This is a genomic window from Tropicimonas isoalkanivorans (assembly GCF_900112335.1).
GTDB classification, from domain to species: Bacteria; Pseudomonadota; Alphaproteobacteria; order Rhodobacterales; family Rhodobacteraceae; genus Tropicimonas; species Tropicimonas isoalkanivorans.
On sequence record NZ_FOLG01000001.1, the window covers coordinates 166,006 to 181,608 of the forward strand.

General features: G+C 63.5%; 13 protein-coding genes. 10 read left to right on the forward strand and 3 right to left on the reverse strand.

The window, feature by feature from the left end; all coding sequences use genetic code 11:
- Positions 1 to 56 precede the first annotated feature (56 nt).
- Genes gntH through BM075_RS00785 form a run of 3 tightly spaced genes read left to right on the forward strand, consistent with a single transcriptional unit; the run spans position 57 to position 4,413 of the window.
- Positions 57 to 1,370, forward strand: a complete 1,314-nt coding sequence (gene gntH / locus BM075_RS00775; protein WP_177208204.1) for a guanitoxin biosynthesis MBL fold metallo-hydrolase GntH — start codon at positions 57 to 59, stop codon at positions 1,368 to 1,370.
- A 59-nt stretch (positions 1,371 to 1,429) separates the two neighbouring features.
- Positions 1,430 to 3,145, forward strand: coding sequence for a hypothetical protein (locus BM075_RS00780; RefSeq protein ID WP_093358518.1), 1,716 nt, complete (start codon positions 1,430 to 1,432; stop codon positions 3,143 to 3,145).
- Complete coding sequence (locus BM075_RS00785; RefSeq protein ID WP_093358520.1) at positions 3,142 to 4,413, forward strand: HupE/UreJ family protein; 1,272 nt, start codon at positions 3,142 to 3,144, stop codon at positions 4,411 to 4,413. Before BM075_RS00780 ends, BM075_RS00785 begins: the two co-directional genes overlap by 4 nt.
- Before the next feature lie 22 nt (positions 4,414 to 4,435).
- Here the strand turns inward: BM075_RS00785 and BM075_RS00790 are convergent, their stop codons facing one another.
- Complete coding sequence (locus BM075_RS00790) at positions 4,436 to 6,364, reverse strand: FAD-binding monooxygenase (RefSeq protein ID WP_093358521.1); 1,929 nt, start codon at positions 6,362 to 6,364, stop codon at positions 4,436 to 4,438.
- Positions 6,365 to 6,520: 156 nt separating this feature from the next.
- On the opposite strand from BM075_RS00790, the gene BM075_RS00795 reads away from it, so the two are divergent.
- On the forward strand, positions 6,521 to 6,973 hold the full coding sequence (locus BM075_RS00795; RefSeq protein ID WP_093358523.1) for a MarR family winged helix-turn-helix transcriptional regulator: 453 nt from the start codon (positions 6,521 to 6,523) through the stop codon (positions 6,971 to 6,973).
- Positions 6,974 to 7,007: 34 nt separating this feature from the next.
- Here the strand turns inward: BM075_RS00795 and glpD are convergent, their stop codons facing one another.
- Positions 7,008 to 8,600 (reverse strand): glycerol-3-phosphate dehydrogenase, encoded by a 1,593-nt coding sequence (gene glpD, locus BM075_RS00800; RefSeq protein WP_093358526.1) that lies wholly within the window; start codon positions 8,598 to 8,600, stop codon positions 7,008 to 7,010.
- The gene (locus tag BM075_RS00805) at positions 8,575 to 9,372 is read right to left on the reverse strand and encodes a DeoR/GlpR family DNA-binding transcription regulator (protein ID WP_093358529.1); all 798 of its coding nucleotides are present in this window, start codon (positions 9,370 to 9,372) and stop codon (positions 8,575 to 8,577) included. Before BM075_RS00805 ends, glpD begins: the two co-directional genes overlap by 26 nt.
- Before the next feature lie 148 nt (positions 9,373 to 9,520).
- Here BM075_RS00805 and BM075_RS00810 point away from each other — a divergent pair, with 148 nt between their 5' ends.
- The 6 genes from BM075_RS00810 to BM075_RS00835 all read left to right on the forward strand — a co-directional run bounded on the left by BM075_RS00810 (position 9,521) and on the right by BM075_RS00835 (position 15,587).
- Positions 9,521 to 11,257 (forward strand): ABC transporter substrate-binding protein, encoded by a 1,737-nt coding sequence (locus tag BM075_RS00810; protein WP_093358532.1) that lies wholly within the window; start codon positions 9,521 to 9,523, stop codon positions 11,255 to 11,257.
- Positions 11,258 to 11,371: 114 nt separating this feature from the next.
- Positions 11,372 to 12,454, forward strand: a complete 1,083-nt coding sequence (locus tag BM075_RS00815; protein WP_093358534.1) for an ABC transporter ATP-binding protein — start codon at positions 11,372 to 11,374, stop codon at positions 12,452 to 12,454.
- Positions 12,447 to 13,529 carry an ABC transporter ATP-binding protein gene (locus BM075_RS00820; protein ID WP_093358535.1) on the forward strand — a complete coding sequence of 361 codons (1,083 nt, stop codon included), beginning with the start codon at positions 12,447 to 12,449 and terminating at the stop codon, positions 13,527 to 13,529. The genes BM075_RS00815 and BM075_RS00820 overlap by 8 nt, the downstream gene beginning before the upstream one ends.
- On the forward strand, positions 13,526 to 14,386 hold the full coding sequence (locus tag BM075_RS00825; protein ID WP_093358537.1) for a carbohydrate ABC transporter permease: 861 nt from the start codon (positions 13,526 to 13,528) through the stop codon (positions 14,384 to 14,386). The genes BM075_RS00820 and BM075_RS00825 overlap by 4 nt, the downstream gene beginning before the upstream one ends.
- Entirely contained in the window at positions 14,383 to 15,180 is a 798-nt protein-coding gene (locus BM075_RS00830) for a carbohydrate ABC transporter permease (protein ID WP_093358538.1), read from the forward strand. Before BM075_RS00825 ends, BM075_RS00830 begins: the two co-directional genes overlap by 4 nt.
- On the forward strand, positions 15,180 to 15,587 hold the full coding sequence (locus BM075_RS00835) for a DUF2160 domain-containing protein (RefSeq protein ID WP_245758704.1): 408 nt from the start codon (positions 15,180 to 15,182) through the stop codon (positions 15,585 to 15,587). The genes BM075_RS00830 and BM075_RS00835 overlap by 1 nt, the downstream gene beginning before the upstream one ends.
- Positions 15,588 to 15,603: the final 16 nt, after the last annotated feature.

Here is a 15,603-nt window from a genome sequence, read left to right on the forward strand (position 1 = left end):
GCCGCCACGCCGGCAGCGCGCGGGCCGGAGAGCCAACACCAAGGGAGGACCCTAAGATGGCAGATCGAGACACTGCGATCCGGCGAACGGCCGCTTTCGTGGCCGGCATTGCATTCGGCGCCTGGATGGCACAGCCGGATACGCCAAGCCTGTCGATTGCGGGCGCGGCTTATGCGCAGGAGGCGGAGGTTTCACCCACGATGGTGCGCGACCGCAATCGCGACGCCTACTATCCCAACACCGAGGACCTTGCCCCCGACGAGATGCGCGTGATCGCCTGCGGCACCGGCATGCCGACGACCCGTGCTGCGCAGGCCGCCGCCTGCTTCCTCGTGGAACTTGGTAACGGCGACAAGTTCCTGTTCGACATCGGCTCAGGTTCGGCGGAGCGGATCTCGTCACTTCAGATCCCTTACAATTTTCTGGACAAGATCTTCATCGGGCACCTGCACACGGACCATTTCGGCGCGCTTCATGACATTTTCATAGGTGGCGCCCTGATGGGCCGAAACGTTCCGCTGAAAGTCTGGGGACCGAGCGGCGCGACGCCGGAGCTCGGCACGGCACATGCTCTCGAGGGCATGATGCAGATGCTCACCTGGGACATGGCAGGGCGCGCTGGAAACGTCGACTTTCGCGGCTACCGCCTTGAGGTGAACGAGTTCGACTACAAACTCGAGAACGAGGTGATCTACGAGGAGAATGGCGTCGTCATCCGAACTTTTCCGGCCATTCATTCCATCGATGGTGCCGTCAGCTATGCGCTCGAATGGAACGATCTGAAGTTCGTTTTCAGTTCAGACACGTATCCCAACAAGTGGTTCATCGAATACGCGAAGGATGCCGACCTCGCGATCCACGAATGCTTCATCGCGGTGCCGGACCTCGTCAACAAGATGCGGTTCAGCCCGGAATCTGCGCTTCTGGTCGGCACGCAGGTTCACACGGCGCCGGAAGCGTTCGGCAAGGTCATGAGCGACATCCAGCCGCGACTGGCCGTCGCCTATCACTTCTTCAACGACTTCGACACCGGCACGGCCGTCTACGAACGCATTCGAAAAACCTACGATGGTCCGCTTAGCATGGCGGACGACTTCATGGCCTGGAACGTTACGAAGGAAGACATCCGCGTGAGAATGGCCGTGACGGAGGAGCGGACATGGGCGCCGCCACTCGGAGCGCCCGCCGAGCCGCCCACACTGGACGACCGCACCGCCTTCGCGGAACAGGTGGGCATCGACATCGCCGACATTGGTTTCTCGGAGTTCACGAAGAGTGGGTATTGGGACGTCGACGACGCTCTACGCCCAATCTTCAAGGAAGCCTCCGAGGCTCTCGGGCGCGACTTCCCGTACCCCGGCGACGAATGACGCCGCTCTGCCCCGGCGTTTTCTTGCGCCGGGGCGTCACCCCTGCCCGAGGTCGCGCCATGGTCCTCCCGCTTCGCCTGTTCGTCACCATCCTCGCCACAGCCTCGTGGACGGCCGTCGCGCGGGCCGATCTGGTTTCACCCTACGGAGGCGAAACGGCACCGGACTTTGCCGAGGTTTCCGTGTTGCCAGACCGGGTACGGGTCGCGCTGGAAATCGATCCGGCGGACTTTCCCTTCTTCGTGAGGCCCGATGACGGCACCGGCCTGCCCCTCTCCGAACGCACGGGCTTGACGCTGTCCGTCGCGGCCGATGGCCAGCCGCTCGTGCCGGTGATCCGCACGGTCGACCTGCGCCCACGAAAGCCACGTATCACGGCCGCCACCGCCATCGTGCCGCCGCGACCGCGCAGCGCTGACGTCGTCTTCGCCGAACTTGAGTTTCCTTTCGACGATCGACCGGAGCGCATTACCCTCACGCCGCCGCTCGATACCACCGGTATGCCGTTGGCGTCACTCGGGCTGCTGGTGGACCACCTTGGCGTGCCTGTGACGGACTACCGCTATCTGTCCCGCACCGAAACGCTGATGCCGGACTGGGACGACCCCTGGTTCAGCGCTTTCGAGAACCCCAATCTGACTCGCCACCACAAATCCCCGCTGATGTCGTTTCTGTCGATGGAGCCACGAGAAGTCAGACACGAGATCATCTTGCGCCTGCGGGATCTCGAAGGATGGGTCGACCTCGGCCTTGGCGACGCCGCCTCCCTCGGGCCGGCGCAGATGGCCGGGGTCGAGGCGCGGGCGGCGGACTTCCTACGGCACCGAAATCCGGTAGCGATCGACGGCGAACGGGTGGTGCCGGCCGACATCCGCGTGTCCCGCGTCGCGGTCGGTGCGGAGGGGTTGCGGGTGGTGGAAGAGGCACAGCAATCCGATCGTGCGACAACTCTGCTCGGCGTCATCCTGTCTTATCCCCGTGAGAGCCTCGCCCAGGATGTCGAGATGACCTGGGAGCTATTCCCGGACAGCCTGACCTCCGTGCCTGTCACCCTCACCGATCCGGCGGGCGGTGTTCCGGCACAGGTGCGTGTCGGCAATCCAGTGGTGCGCTGGACCAATTACCTGAGGGACTGGACCGAGCCGCAGGCCCGCCCCGTCACCGTGTCCACAGCAACCATCATCAGCCTGCCGATACTTGCAGGCGCGTTCGTCATTGGCGCTTTGGCTGCCGCATGGTCAGCGTTTCGCCAGCGGGGTGGTCGGAGACTCGGCTTGCTGGCAGGTGCGGCAATGGCCCTTTGCGCGGCGGTTGTTGCTGCGCCAGTAAGCACCCGTATTTCACTGCCAGGACAGCCGGAGCCGACCGCGGAAGCGGCGCAGCAGCTCATGTCCGGTCTGCTGAACAATGCCGGCACCGCGATGCTGGAGACCCGATCCGATGCCTTTGCCGAAGCGCTGACCCAATTCGTCCCTGCAGAACGCATTACCGAGGTCGGCGCGGAATTGCATCGGGGCCTCGCGGTCACCCTGCCCTCAGGGGCGATGGCCCGAACTGACGAGATCGTGGACCTGAAGGTGGAGCGCATCGACCCGGCCGAAAACGGCACGGGCAGCCAGATCCTTGCTACCTGGGCCGCGTCCGTGAGCGGCGGCCACTGGGGCCACCTTCACCGCCGTCAGGTCACGTATCGCGGGCTTGTGGACGTCTCCCGGCAGCAGGATCGCTGGTACCTCGACGGCCTGACCATTCTGAGTGCGGAGATCAAAACGTGAGGTCATATAGGGAACGTCTCCTGATTCCCGCGCTTGCCCTGCTTTCGTTGCTCGTGAGCGGCGCGGCGTGGGCACATTTCAAGCTGAACCTGAACGTCCGAGTATTTCACATCGTACACAGCGAGGCCGGGCTCGACGTCTATCTTCGCACGCCCATGGCCTATCTGGTGGCGGACAAGCTGGGTCCGATCGGCGCAGATGGCCTTCCCGCCCCGGCGCCCTTCACCACCAACCGCCTCGAAAACGGGGTGACGATGCACCTTGTCGACCCGAACGCCCTGCGTGCGGACCCGCTCGGGCTGGGCCGGATTTCGGCCAATGGCTTGCGCCTCGAAACAGGTGCGGGCCAGCTGGCCGCCGAGGTTGTCTCCGTCCGCGTTCACCAGGCCGGCAAGGAGCCGGCATTCGCCACGCGTGCGGAGGCGACGGTTGCCCTCGCCAGCGGTGTCGGCGTCTGGACCGACGCCGGCGAGACGTATGTCGGCAATGCGGTGGTCGACGTGCACCTCGCCTACCCGACCGGCGCTGTTTCCGAATACACCCTTGCCACGCTCTACAATCCCGGGCTTCCCGGAGTGGAGGACACGGCCAACCTGATCCTCGATTATCGCGGCGACGCCACCCGGACCTACCGCACCACCGGGTTGATGGCCGATCCTGTCACGATTTCCGGCTCCCCCGTTGCGGCAGCCTCGACCTTCGTCCTCGAAGGCGTGCGCCACATTCTCGAGGGCATCGACCACGTCCTCTTCGTTATATGCATGGTGATCGGCGCTCAGACCCTCGGGGCGCTCTTGGCGCGGGTCAGCGGGTTCACTATCGGCCACACGGTCACGCTCAGCCTGGGATTTTTCGGAATCGCCCCATCCGCGCCGTGGTTCATACCCGCCGTGGAGACCGCCATCGCGCTCAGCATCATCTGGGCCGCCGCCGATGCCGCTCTCCAACGCCAGGGCCAGTCCCGGAGCAATCGGGCGGCCGTCGCTATCACCGCCTCAATCGGACTTCTTCACGGGTTCGGATTCTCCTTCATGCTGCGGAACATCCTGCAGATCGATTCGGACAACGTCTGGCAGAGCCTGCTCGCCTTCAACCTCGGCGTCGAATTCGGCCAGCTTGCGATCGTCGCACTGATCTGGCCCCTCGTCCTCCTGATCCGCCGAATGCCGACCATGGTCTGGATCCGTACGCGCGGAGCCGTCGCTCTTTCCGTATCCGCGGTGGCAGCAATCTGGGCCGTGGAACGGGCGAGCTTCCTGATCGGATAGATGGGTTACCTGTTGCGCAGCTTTAGTCGTTGGCGGGCCGCGTCAGGACTCCGTCGAAGAACCTCGACAGTTCTTCAAATCCATCGAGCGGAAGGACGTGCGCGATGTACTGGTCGGGGCGCACCACCACCATGCATCCCCTTGCCCGGTCGATGCCGCGCATATCGAAGATGTCGCCGGCCCCCTTGTGATCGACGCAAAACACCTTCTCGTGGTCCTGAAGCCCGTACTTGCCCTTCTCCGGCTTCAGCAGCGCAGGGATGTCCTCGTAGTGGAGCGCGTCGAACGTCTGCTGAAATACTGCGCGCAGGTCGATCAGACCGTCAATGTCCTCGTCCGGCCGGGCATATTTCACCACGGGCGAGGCCGGGTCGTTGGCCAGCCAATCGGTCAAATTGTGGATGGGCGATCCCGGAGCCGAGCTGTCGTGCCGGCCTGCAAATGCGTAGATGCGCCAACGCCCGTCCGCTTCGGCCACATGCCCGAGCTGCATCTGCATCGCATCGGACACGCGCACCACCGGCGCCGAGTGGAAGCGGCGCCCGATCTCCTCTCCCGTGGCCAGTTCCTGGTGGGTAGGTGGGCCGACAAGGCGGGACGGGTCGTATTTGACGGCAAGCCCGCCGGTGAATGGGAGGTTCTCGATGAACTGCTTCTGGAACCGCGGCATGTCGGAGCCGTCGAGCTCCGACTCCCCTGGCGGGGCCGACATGATCCGCGCCCATGCGTGGTCGGTCTCGATAAGCCGCTTCGCCTCGGTCCAGCGTTCGGCGGAGTAGGTGTGCAACAGGCTCGCCTCCGCGCGGCCAAGGAGTACATGCGCCAGCTTCCAGCCCAGATTGAAGGTGTCCTGCATCGAGACGTTCATTCCCTGCCCCGCCTTGGGGCTATGGGTGTGACAAGCATCGCCCGCGGTGAAGACCCGCGGCGTGCGCGTCGCCCGGTCGCTGTCGGGGACGTCGTCGAAGCGGTCGGTCAGGCGGTGCCCGATCTCGTAGATCGACCACCAGACGACTTCCTTCACGTCAATCGAATAGGGTTTCATGATCCGGTTGGCTGCCGCGATGATGTGGTCCGCGGTCAGGTTCCGGTTGGAGACGCGCTCGTCCGGGTTCAGCTTGTCGAGTTCAACGTACATCCGAAAGAGATACCCGCCCTCGCGCGGCAGGATCAGGACGTTGCCCTCCTCCGCCGAGGTGACGAGGCACTTCTGGCGCACGTCGGGAAAGTCCGTGTTGGCGAGGATGTCCATCACGCCCCACGCTTGGTGCGCTGCATCCCCATGGAGGTCGCCCCCGATGGCCTTGCGGACGTTCGAGCGGGCCCCGTCGCAGCCGACAACGTAATTGGCCCGCACGACCGTCGTCTCGCCCGCATTGACGCCTGTGTTTTCCAGCGTCACGGTCACCGGGTGATCGTCGGTGGACGTTTCGATGGTCAGGTCGCGCAGCGCCCAGCCGTAGTCCGGTTCCAGCCTGGCAGGCGAATTTCTCGCAACGTCGAGGAACAGTTCGTGCACGCGTGCCTGATTGAGGAGGGTGTGCGGCATCTCGGAGGAGTCGTCGGGCACGTCCTGCACCCGGCCGATCCGTCGGATATGCGCCGGGTTATTCGGGTCCGGCGTCCAGAACGTCGTCTGGTTCACCCAATAGCTTTCGCGTTTGACCGTTTCGGCAAAGCCGAAGGCCTGAAACATCTCCATCGTGCGGGTGTTGACACCATCCGCCTGCCCCTTCTCGATGGGTCCTGGCTTCCGCTCTATGATCATCGTGTCGATCTCAGGGAACTGGGATAACTGCGCGGCGAGGCAGAGGCCCGCCGGGCCGCAGCCGACAATCAGCACGTCTACTTTGTCCGGCAGCGGCGCATACGGTGTCCGATCCCGTCGGCCCGGCGCCGCGTTCATGACGTCGGGGTCCCCGCCACGAAAACCGTTCAGGTAGTATTGCATGGGTCCCTCCTCGCGCATGGGCCGGCGCCGGCCGATCTCTCGATATAGTAACCATACTTACCAAATTTTGCCAAATAAAAAATATGTATACAAATCATCACCACCAACATACTGTTCGAACGTCTGATTTTCTGTTGGCGGCGGAAGAGGTCCAGCATGGAAGCGCAGAACATGGCCGGCCATGCCATTCGGCGGCTGCACCAGATCTCGACCCATGTTTTTACGAAGCGGATGCAGGAGGCCGGGTTCGACCTGACCCCGGTCCAGTTCGCGGCGATGGACGCAATCGTCGCCCAGCCCGGCATCGATCAGGCCGGGGTTGCGGCGGGAATTGCCTATGACCGGGCGACAATCGGCGGGGTGATCGACCGGCTGGAGCACAAAGGATTCGTGGAACGGCGCGTGAGCCAGCACGACCGAAGAGCACGGGAAGTTCGCCCGACGGAAAAAGGCTTGCAGGCCTTCGATCAAATCCTGCCGATTGTGCGGTCCATTCAGGTGGACATGCTGGAAGGGCTGGACGAGGCGGAGCGCGCGACCTTTCTCGAACTCGCAAGGAAGGCCATTGCCGGTTCCCGCGACGCGCAGTCGTCGCAGGACGGCAAGTAGCCTTTCGACCTCCAAGCTTGGTGTCGGAGAGCGCCTATGCCCCTCCGCCAGCCGCCTCGCGCACGTAGCGGTCGATATTTTCCATCTGACCTTCGTCGAGACGAAGTCCCAGCCGGGTGCGCCGCCAGAGGAAATCCTCCCCGGTCCGGACCCACTCCTTGTCGATCGCCCAATCGAGTTCCCGCGCCGTGATGGTCGCGCCGAACTCTTCGCCCAGGTCTTCCACCGCTTTCGCATCGCCGAGAATATCACGCGCCTCGGTCCCGTAGGTGCGGATCAGGCGGGCGGCCCAGTCCGTGTCGAGGAACGGGAAATCGCGCTTCAGTTCCTCGACCAGCCGGTCAACCTGGTCGACCGGGAAGTCGCCCCCCGGAAGCGGAACGCCCGCCGTCCACGATTTGGTGGCCGAGGGAAACGTCCCCGAAAGCTTGTCCATCGCCGCTTCGGCAAGCCGCCGATAAGTGGTGATCTTGCCGCCGAACACGCTCAGCAGCGGCGCTCCGCCCGTATCGTCAAGTGTCAGAACGTAGTCCCGCGTCGCTGCCGTTGCCGAGCTCGCGCCGTCGTCATAGAGCGGCCGCACGCCCGAGTAGGTCCAGACGATATCGTCCGCCGTCACCGGCGTGGCGAAGTAGTTGGAGACGAACTTGAGCAGATAATCCCTCTCTTCGTCGGTGCAGACCGGTTTCTGGTCCGCATCGTGGTGTTCCATGTCGGTCGTGCCGATCAGCGTGAAATCCTGTTCGTAGGGAATCGCAAAGACGATGCGGCCGTCGGAGCCCTGGAAGAAGTAACACTTGTCATGGTCGTAGAGCTTACGCGTGACGATGTGGCTGCCGCGGACAAGGCGGATGCCGGCGCGGCTGTTGGAGCGCACGATATTGTGCAGGATCTCGTCCACCCAAGGTCCGCCGGCATTGACCAACGCGCGGGCTTCGATCGTTTCCGCGCCATCCGGACCCTCGATGGCAACCTGCCACGTTTCGCCCTGTCGTTCGGCCGAGATGACGCGGGTGCGCGTCATGATCCGGGCGCCGCGCGCCGCCGCGTCGCGGGCGTTCAGCAGCACGAGTCGTGAATCCTCGACCCAGCAATCGGAATATTCGTAGGCGAACTTGAAGACATCCTTGAGCGGCCTGCCTTCCGGCGCCTTTGTGAGGTCCAGCTTTGCCGTGCCCGGAAGGATTTCGCGGCCCCCAAGGGTATCGTACATGAAGAGCCCCATCCGGATCATCCATGCCGGGCGCCTGCCTTTCGTCCACGGCATGAAGGTCGACAGCAACTTGGAGGCCGGAGTGGCGGTGTCGAACCGCATCCCTTTGTGGATCGGCAGGACGAAACGCATGGGCCACGAGATATGCGGCATCGCCCGCAGCAGCACTTCGCGTTCGGCCAGGGCCTCCCGGACCAGCCGGATCTCGAAGTACTCCAGGTAGCGCAATCCACCGTGGAACAGCTTGGTGGAGGCCGATGAGGTGGCAGACGCCAGATCGTTCATTTCTGCCAGGGCGACCGAAAGGCCGCGCCCGGCAGCATCGCGGGCGATCCCGCTTCCGTTGACGCCGCCACCGATCACGAACAGATCGTAAACCCCGGCGGTGTCAGGCGGAGATGATTTGCTTGCCATCTTCCTCATCCATCATCAGCACCTTTGTATGTCCGCGTTTCGCAGCCGCCAGGAAGTCTTCCGGCGGCGGCCTGTCCGTCACCACGTAATCAAGATCCGCCACGTCGCAGATCCGGACCGGTGCCGTCCGGTCGAACTTCGAGGAATCGCAGACCAGGATACGGGTGCGTGAATTCTTCAGGATGGAGCGCGCGACGGACACCTCTCGCGCGTCGTAGTCGAGGATCGCGCCGTCGGCATCCAGTGCCGACGCCCCGATCACGGCGAAATCTGCCTTGTAGCGGGATATGAAATCGACCGCATCGGCGCCGACGATGGCGCCGTCGGTCTGCCGGACTGAGCCGCCCACCAGGATCAGTTCCCGCGCCTTGGACCCGACCAACACATTGATGATGTTGATATTGTTCGAGAGTACCACCAGGCCCTCGTGGTTCGTCAGGGCGCGCGCGACCTGCTCGGTCGAAGTCCCGATGTTGAGCATCACCGAACAATGGTTCGGAATGAGTTCGGCGGCCTGCAGACCGATCCATTCCTTTTCCTGTTGCCGGATCCTGCGCCGCTCGGAATAGGCGTAGTTGGACGCCGACCCGGCGCGGCGCGCGCCGCCGTGGGTGCGCAGGACAAGGCCCCGCTCCGCCAATTCCCGAAGATCGTTGCGGATGGTTTGGGTGGACACCTGGAACCTCTCGGCCAGGGTCTCGACGTCGACCGAATCCCGACGCCTGAGCAGCGTCATGATTTCGTTTTGTCTTTCGGTCAGAGCATCCGTCATTTCACACGAGTCCGCTTCGCGACGTCGAACCTACTCGATTTGGCAAAGGATGCCAGCATTGTTTGTATTTGACTTTCATTTGAACGTAATTCAAAAATTTCCCCGAGGGGAGGAGGACCCCTCCGCATAAGCGAACAGGGAGGACCAGATGCGCACGTATCTATTCTGCGCAAGCGCGGCGATTGCCGTGATTGCGGGGGCGCCTGCGGCATTCGCCGACATGGCGGCCGCTGAAAAGTGGATTGACGAGGAATTCCAACCATCTGCGATATCGCGCGACGATCAGGTCGCCGAGATGCAATGGTTCATTGACGCCGCCGAGCCGTTTGCCGGCATGGAGATCAACGTTCTGTCCGAGGGCGTGCCGACGCACTCCTACGAGTCGGACGTCCTGACAAAGGCGTTCGAGGAGATCACCGGGATCAAGGTGAACCACCAGATTCTCGGCGAAGGGGAAGTCGTGCAGGCGGTGCAGACGCAAATGCAGACGAACCGGAACCTCTATGACGGCTACGTCAACGACAGCGACCTGATTGGCACCCATGCCCGGCTTCAGCAGGCCTACCCCATCAGCGACATGATGGAAGGCGACTGGGCCGACGTGACGAGCCCGACGCTCGATCTCGACGACTTCATCGGAATCCAGTTCACCACCGGACCGGACGGCAAGATCTACCAGTTGCCCGACCAGCAGTTCGCGAACCTCTACTGGTTCCGCAAGGACTGGTTCGACCGTGAGGACCTGAAGGCCCAGTTCAAGGAGAAATATGGCTACGATCTCGGCGTCCCGATCAACTGGTCGGCCTACGAGGACATCGCCGAGTTCTTCACCGAGGACGTGAAGGAGATCGACGGCACGCAGATCTATGGCCACATGGACTACGGCAAGCGCGCGCCTGACCTCGGCTGGCGGATGACGGATGCCTGGTTGTCGATGGCCGGCGCGGGGTCCAAGGGTCTGCCGAACGGGGTGCCCATCGACGAATGGGGCATCCGCATGGAGGAAGGCACCTGTAACCCGGTCGGTGCCTCGGTCAGCCGCGGTGGCGCCACCAACGGGCCGGCCGCTGTCTACGCGATCCGCAAGTGGGACGAATGGCTGCGGAAGTACGCCCCGCCGGGCGCGGCATCCTATGACTTCTACCAGTCACTGCCGGCCCTCGCGCAAGGCAACGTCGCCCAGCAGATCTTCTGGTACACCGCTTTCGTGCCGGACGTTGTCGCGCCGCGCTCAGCGGGCAACAACACGGTGGACGAGGAAGGCACGCCGCTCTGGCGGATGGCCCCCTCCCCGCACGGCCCCTATTGGGAAGAAGGCATGAAGGTCGGCTACCAGGACGTGGGCTCCTGGACGTTCCTGAAGTCGACGCCGATGGACCGCGCCAAGGCCGCCTGGCTCTATGCGCAGTTCGTCACCTCCAAGACCGTCGACACCAAAAAGAGCCACGTTGGCCTGACCTTTATCCGCAACAGCTCGGTCAACGACGAGAGCTTCACCGAGCGCGCGCCGAAACTGGGCGGCCTGGTGGAATTCTACCGTTCGCCGGACCGGGTCGTCTGGACGCCCACCGGCATCAACGTGCCCGACTATCCCAAGCTGGCGCAAATCTGGTGGCAGCAGATCGGGGACGTGAACGCCGGCACCTTCACACCGCAGGAGGCGATGGACCGTCTGGCCGAGGAAATGGACATCACCATGGGCCGGATGCAGCAGGCGGATGAGCAGGCCAACGTCTACGGCGGCTGCGGCCCACGCCTGAACGAGCCGAAGGACCCGTCCGAATGGATCGGCAACGGCGGTGCCAAGGCCAAGCTCGAGAACGAGAAGCCGCAGGGCGAGACCATCGCCTACGAGGATCTCATCAAGCAGTGGGAAGCGAACTGACCGCTGCGCGATGAGCCGACGACACTTGCCGGGGCGCCCATTGCGCCCCGGCTCTCTCGACGCCTCGAAGGGTCGCGCGGAGCGACCGCCGCCGGTCGATGGTCTGGAAATTGCATGACACTTGAATTGATTGATGTCTCCCTGCGCGTCGGCGCGGACATGCACCTCTATCCGACGTCCCTGCGGTTGGAGCCGGGTGAGTTCAACATTCTGCTGGGCGCGACGGGCGCCGGCAAGAGCACCCTGATCCGCCTCGCGGCAGGATTGGAGCGACCGACGGGCGGTCGGATCCTGGTCGACGGGACGGACGTCACGGGCATGAGTCCGCAGAAGCGCAACATCTCCCTCGTCCACCAGTTCTTCGTGAATTATCCCCACCTGACCGTCTTCGAGAACATCGCCTCACCGCTTCGGGTGTCGCGCGTTCCGAAATCGGAAATCGAGGGCCGGGTCGAGGAAGCCGCGGACATCCTGCAACTCCGCCCCATGCTGCACCGGCGCCCGCAGGAGCTTTCCGGCGGCCAGCAACAGCGCACGGCCCTGGCACGCGCGATCGTCAAGGAGAGCAAGGCAATCTTTCTCGACGAGCCGCTCGCCAACCTCGACTACAAGCTGCGGGAGGAACTGCGCGAACAGCTTCCCGAGTTGCTTGCCGGCCGTGGCACAGTGATCGTCTACGCCACGTCGGAGCCGACGGAAGCGCTCTTGCTCGGTGGCCACACCGCGCTCATGCGCGAAGGCAGGCTGACCCAGTTCGGACCCACCGCCGAAATCTACCACCAACCGCGCGACGTCGCCTCGGCCTCCGTCTTCTCCGACCCGCCGATGAACTTCGCTCCGGTTGAGAAGCGCGGCCACCGAATGCATCTGGGCTCAGCACTGGACTGGCCCGTTTACGGCGCGGCCGCCGGGCTTCCGGACGGGGCCTACACAGTCGGGATCCGGCCGCACCACATTTCGCCAGTGGACCCGCCCGATCCATCGATCCCGATCCGGGGAACGGTCAGGATCACCGAACTGAGCGGTTCCGAAAGCGTCGCCCATTTCGACATCGCCGACCGGGTCTGGGTGTCCCAAAGCGCCGGCGTACAGCAGTTCCAGGTGGGGGAGCCGCACGAGTTCCACATGGTGCCCACGCACTGCTTCTACTTCGCCGAGGACGGAAAGCTGGCCGCGAAGGGGATCGCCGATGGCTAAGATCACGCTCGACGGCCTGCGCCACAGCTACGTCCCCGATCCGCAAAGCGAGGCGGATTACGCGTTGAAGCGGATGGATCTGGAATGGAAGGATGGCGGCGCCTATGCGCTCCTCGGCCCGTCGGGCTGCGGAAAGTCCACCCTTCTCAATATCATATCCGGGCTTCTTAATCCGTCGGAGGGCCGGGTCTTGTTCGACGAGCGCGACGTCACGAGAGAGCCGCCGGACCGGCGTAACATCGCGCAGGTGTTTCAGTTCCCGGTGATCTACGACACGATGACCGTCTACGACAATCTCGCCTTTCCCCTGCGCAATCGCGGGGTGCCTGCGAGCCGCGTGGACGCTCGGGTCACCGAGATCGCCGAGATGCTCGAACTCGGCGACCGGCTGCGCACCCGCGCGTCCGGCCTCGGGCCGGACGACAAGCAGAAGATCTCCATGGGCCGCGGACTGGTGCGCGACGACGTCAACGTGATCATGTTCGACGAGCCGCTGACCGTGATCGACCCCGCACAGAAATGGAAATTGCGCTCGAAACTCAAGGAGCTGCACCAGAAGATTGAAGTGACGATGATCTATGTCACCCACGACCAGACGGAGGCGCTGACCTTCGCCGACCAGGTCGTCGTGATGCAGGACGGCGAAGTCGTGCAGATCGGAACGCCCGTGGACCTGTTCGAATGCCCCCGGCACACCTTCGTGGGCCATTTCATCGGCTCGCCGGGGATGAACATCCTGCCCTGCGACGTACACGGGCAGCGGGTGGAGTTCCAGGGGATCACCGTCCCGACGGCGGGCTTCCCGGAAGTTCCCGACGGCGCGACAGCAGAGATTGGTGTGCGGCCCGAGTTCGTCTCGATCACGGAGGACGGCGGGATTCCCGCGGTTGTGCGCAAGGCCGCAGACATTGGCCGACACATCGTCGTGGAGGCGATGGCTGGCGACGTGCCCGTCAGCGCGGTGATCGACGGGGACGCGCCTGAAGCTGGCAGCGAGGTGCGCCTGCGCTTCGACCCCGCCCACACAAGGGTCTACGCCGATGGCTGGCTGGTAACGCGGGAGGGCGCAATATGAGGACGCAAAACCAACGCGCCTGGTTCTTCGTTCTGCCGGTGCTTGTGCTGGTGGCGTTCAACGCACTGGTACCGCTGATGACCGTCGTGAACTACTCCGTGCAGGAGACGTTCGGCGACAACCGGTTCTTCTGGCACGGACTGGGGTGGTTTGAGGACGTGCTGCGCTCCGAGCGCTTCCACGCAGCGCTCGGGCGGCAGGTTCTTTTCACTTTCACAATCCTGATCATCGAAGTGCCACTCGGCGTGGCCATCGCGCTGACCATGCCGCGCAAGGGATTCTGGGTGCCGGTCTGCCTGGTGCTGATGTCGCTGCCCCTGCTGATCCCCTGGAACGTCGTTGGCGCGATGTGGAACATCTTCACGCTGCCTGACATCGGCCTGCTGGGGTATTTCCTCAACAACGTGCTCGGCATCGACTACAACATGACCCAGAGCCCGGTTGCCGCCTGGGTCACGGTGATCGTGATGGATGTCTGGCACTGGACGTCACTCGTCGTGCTCCTGGCCTATGCCGGGCTGATCTCGATCCCGGAGGCTTACTATCAGGCGGCCAAGATCGATGCCGCGTCCAACTGGGCCATCTTTCGTTACATCCAGCTGCCGAAGATGAAACGCGTGCTGACCATCGCGATCCTGCTTCGCTTCATGGACAGCTTCAATATCTATACTGAACCCTTTGTTTTGACAGGGGGCGGACCGGGCAACTCCACGACGTTCCTGTCCATCGACCTCGTTAAGGTCGCGCTCGGCCAGTTCGACCTCGGCCCGGCGGCGGCGATGTCGCTGATCTACTTCGCCTTCACGCTTCTCGTGTCGTGGCTCTTCTACACCATTATGACAAAGGACGAGCAATGAGACCCCGCAGCATCGTTCCCATCCTCTACATCCTGTTCCTGATGCTGCCGATCTACTGGCTGGTGGCGATGAGCTTCAAGACCACGAACGAGATCCTGGGGGGCTTCTCGCTCTTCCCGCAGGAATGGACGTTCGACAACTACCGGACGATCTTCACGGATCCGACCTGGTACTGGGGGTACTTCAACTCGATCATCTATGTCACGATGAACACGGTGATTTCTCTGCTCGCGGCCCTTCCGGCGGCCTATGCCTTTTCGCGGTACAGCTTCCTGGGGGACAAGCACCTGTTCTTCTGGTTGCTGACCAACCGGATGGCGCCGGTCGCGGTGTTCGCGTTGCCGTTTTTCCAACTCTACTCGGCCGTTGGCCTGTTCGACACCCACCTGGCCGTGGCGCTGGCGCATTGCCTCTTCAACATCCCCCTCGCTGTCTGGATTCTCGAAGGCTTCATGTCCGGTATCCCGCGCGAGTTGGATGAGAGCGCCTTCGTCGACGGATATTCCTTCCCGAGGTTCTTCACGACGATTTTTGTACCGACGATCAAGGCGGGGATCGGCGTGACGGCCTTCTTCCTCTTCATGTTCTCCTGGGTTGAGCTGCTTCTCGCCAAGACGCTCACGGCGGTTCAGGCCAAGCCCATCGCGGCGGTGATGACCCGCACCGCCTCCAGCGCCGGCTACGAACTCGGCCTGCTGGCGGCGGCGGGCGTGCTGACGATCATCCCGGGCGCCATCGTTATCTACTTCGTCCGCAACTACATCGCGAAGGGCTTCGCCCTTGGGAGGGTGTGATGCGGCTTGCCCTGATCCTTCTGCTCCTCCCCGCCGCCGCGTTGGCGCAACAGGCCGGATGGGGCAATGTCGGCAACGAGGAGGCGGAGGTCGCCACCTGGGCCAAATGGTGGACGGAGCCGATGTTCTCCGGCTTCTGGATGGCCTGGACCCGCGCCACCCTCGCTTTCTTCATCTTCATCTTCGGCTGCATCGGGATCATGGCGGTGCTGGAAGTGCGCTGGCCGGGAGGCGCCGAACGTCTCGGCGTACTGGGCCTGACCACGACGCGGGGCGACCGGCTGTTCATCTCGCTGCTCGGCTCGGCCTATATATTTCTGGCCTGGCTCGGGTTGGTCGGCCCGCCGATGTGGGTGCCGCTCGGCCTGGCGGTGGCTTGGGCCGTGTTCGCGTTCTGGAAGATCTGACTGCCGGCCACTGCGC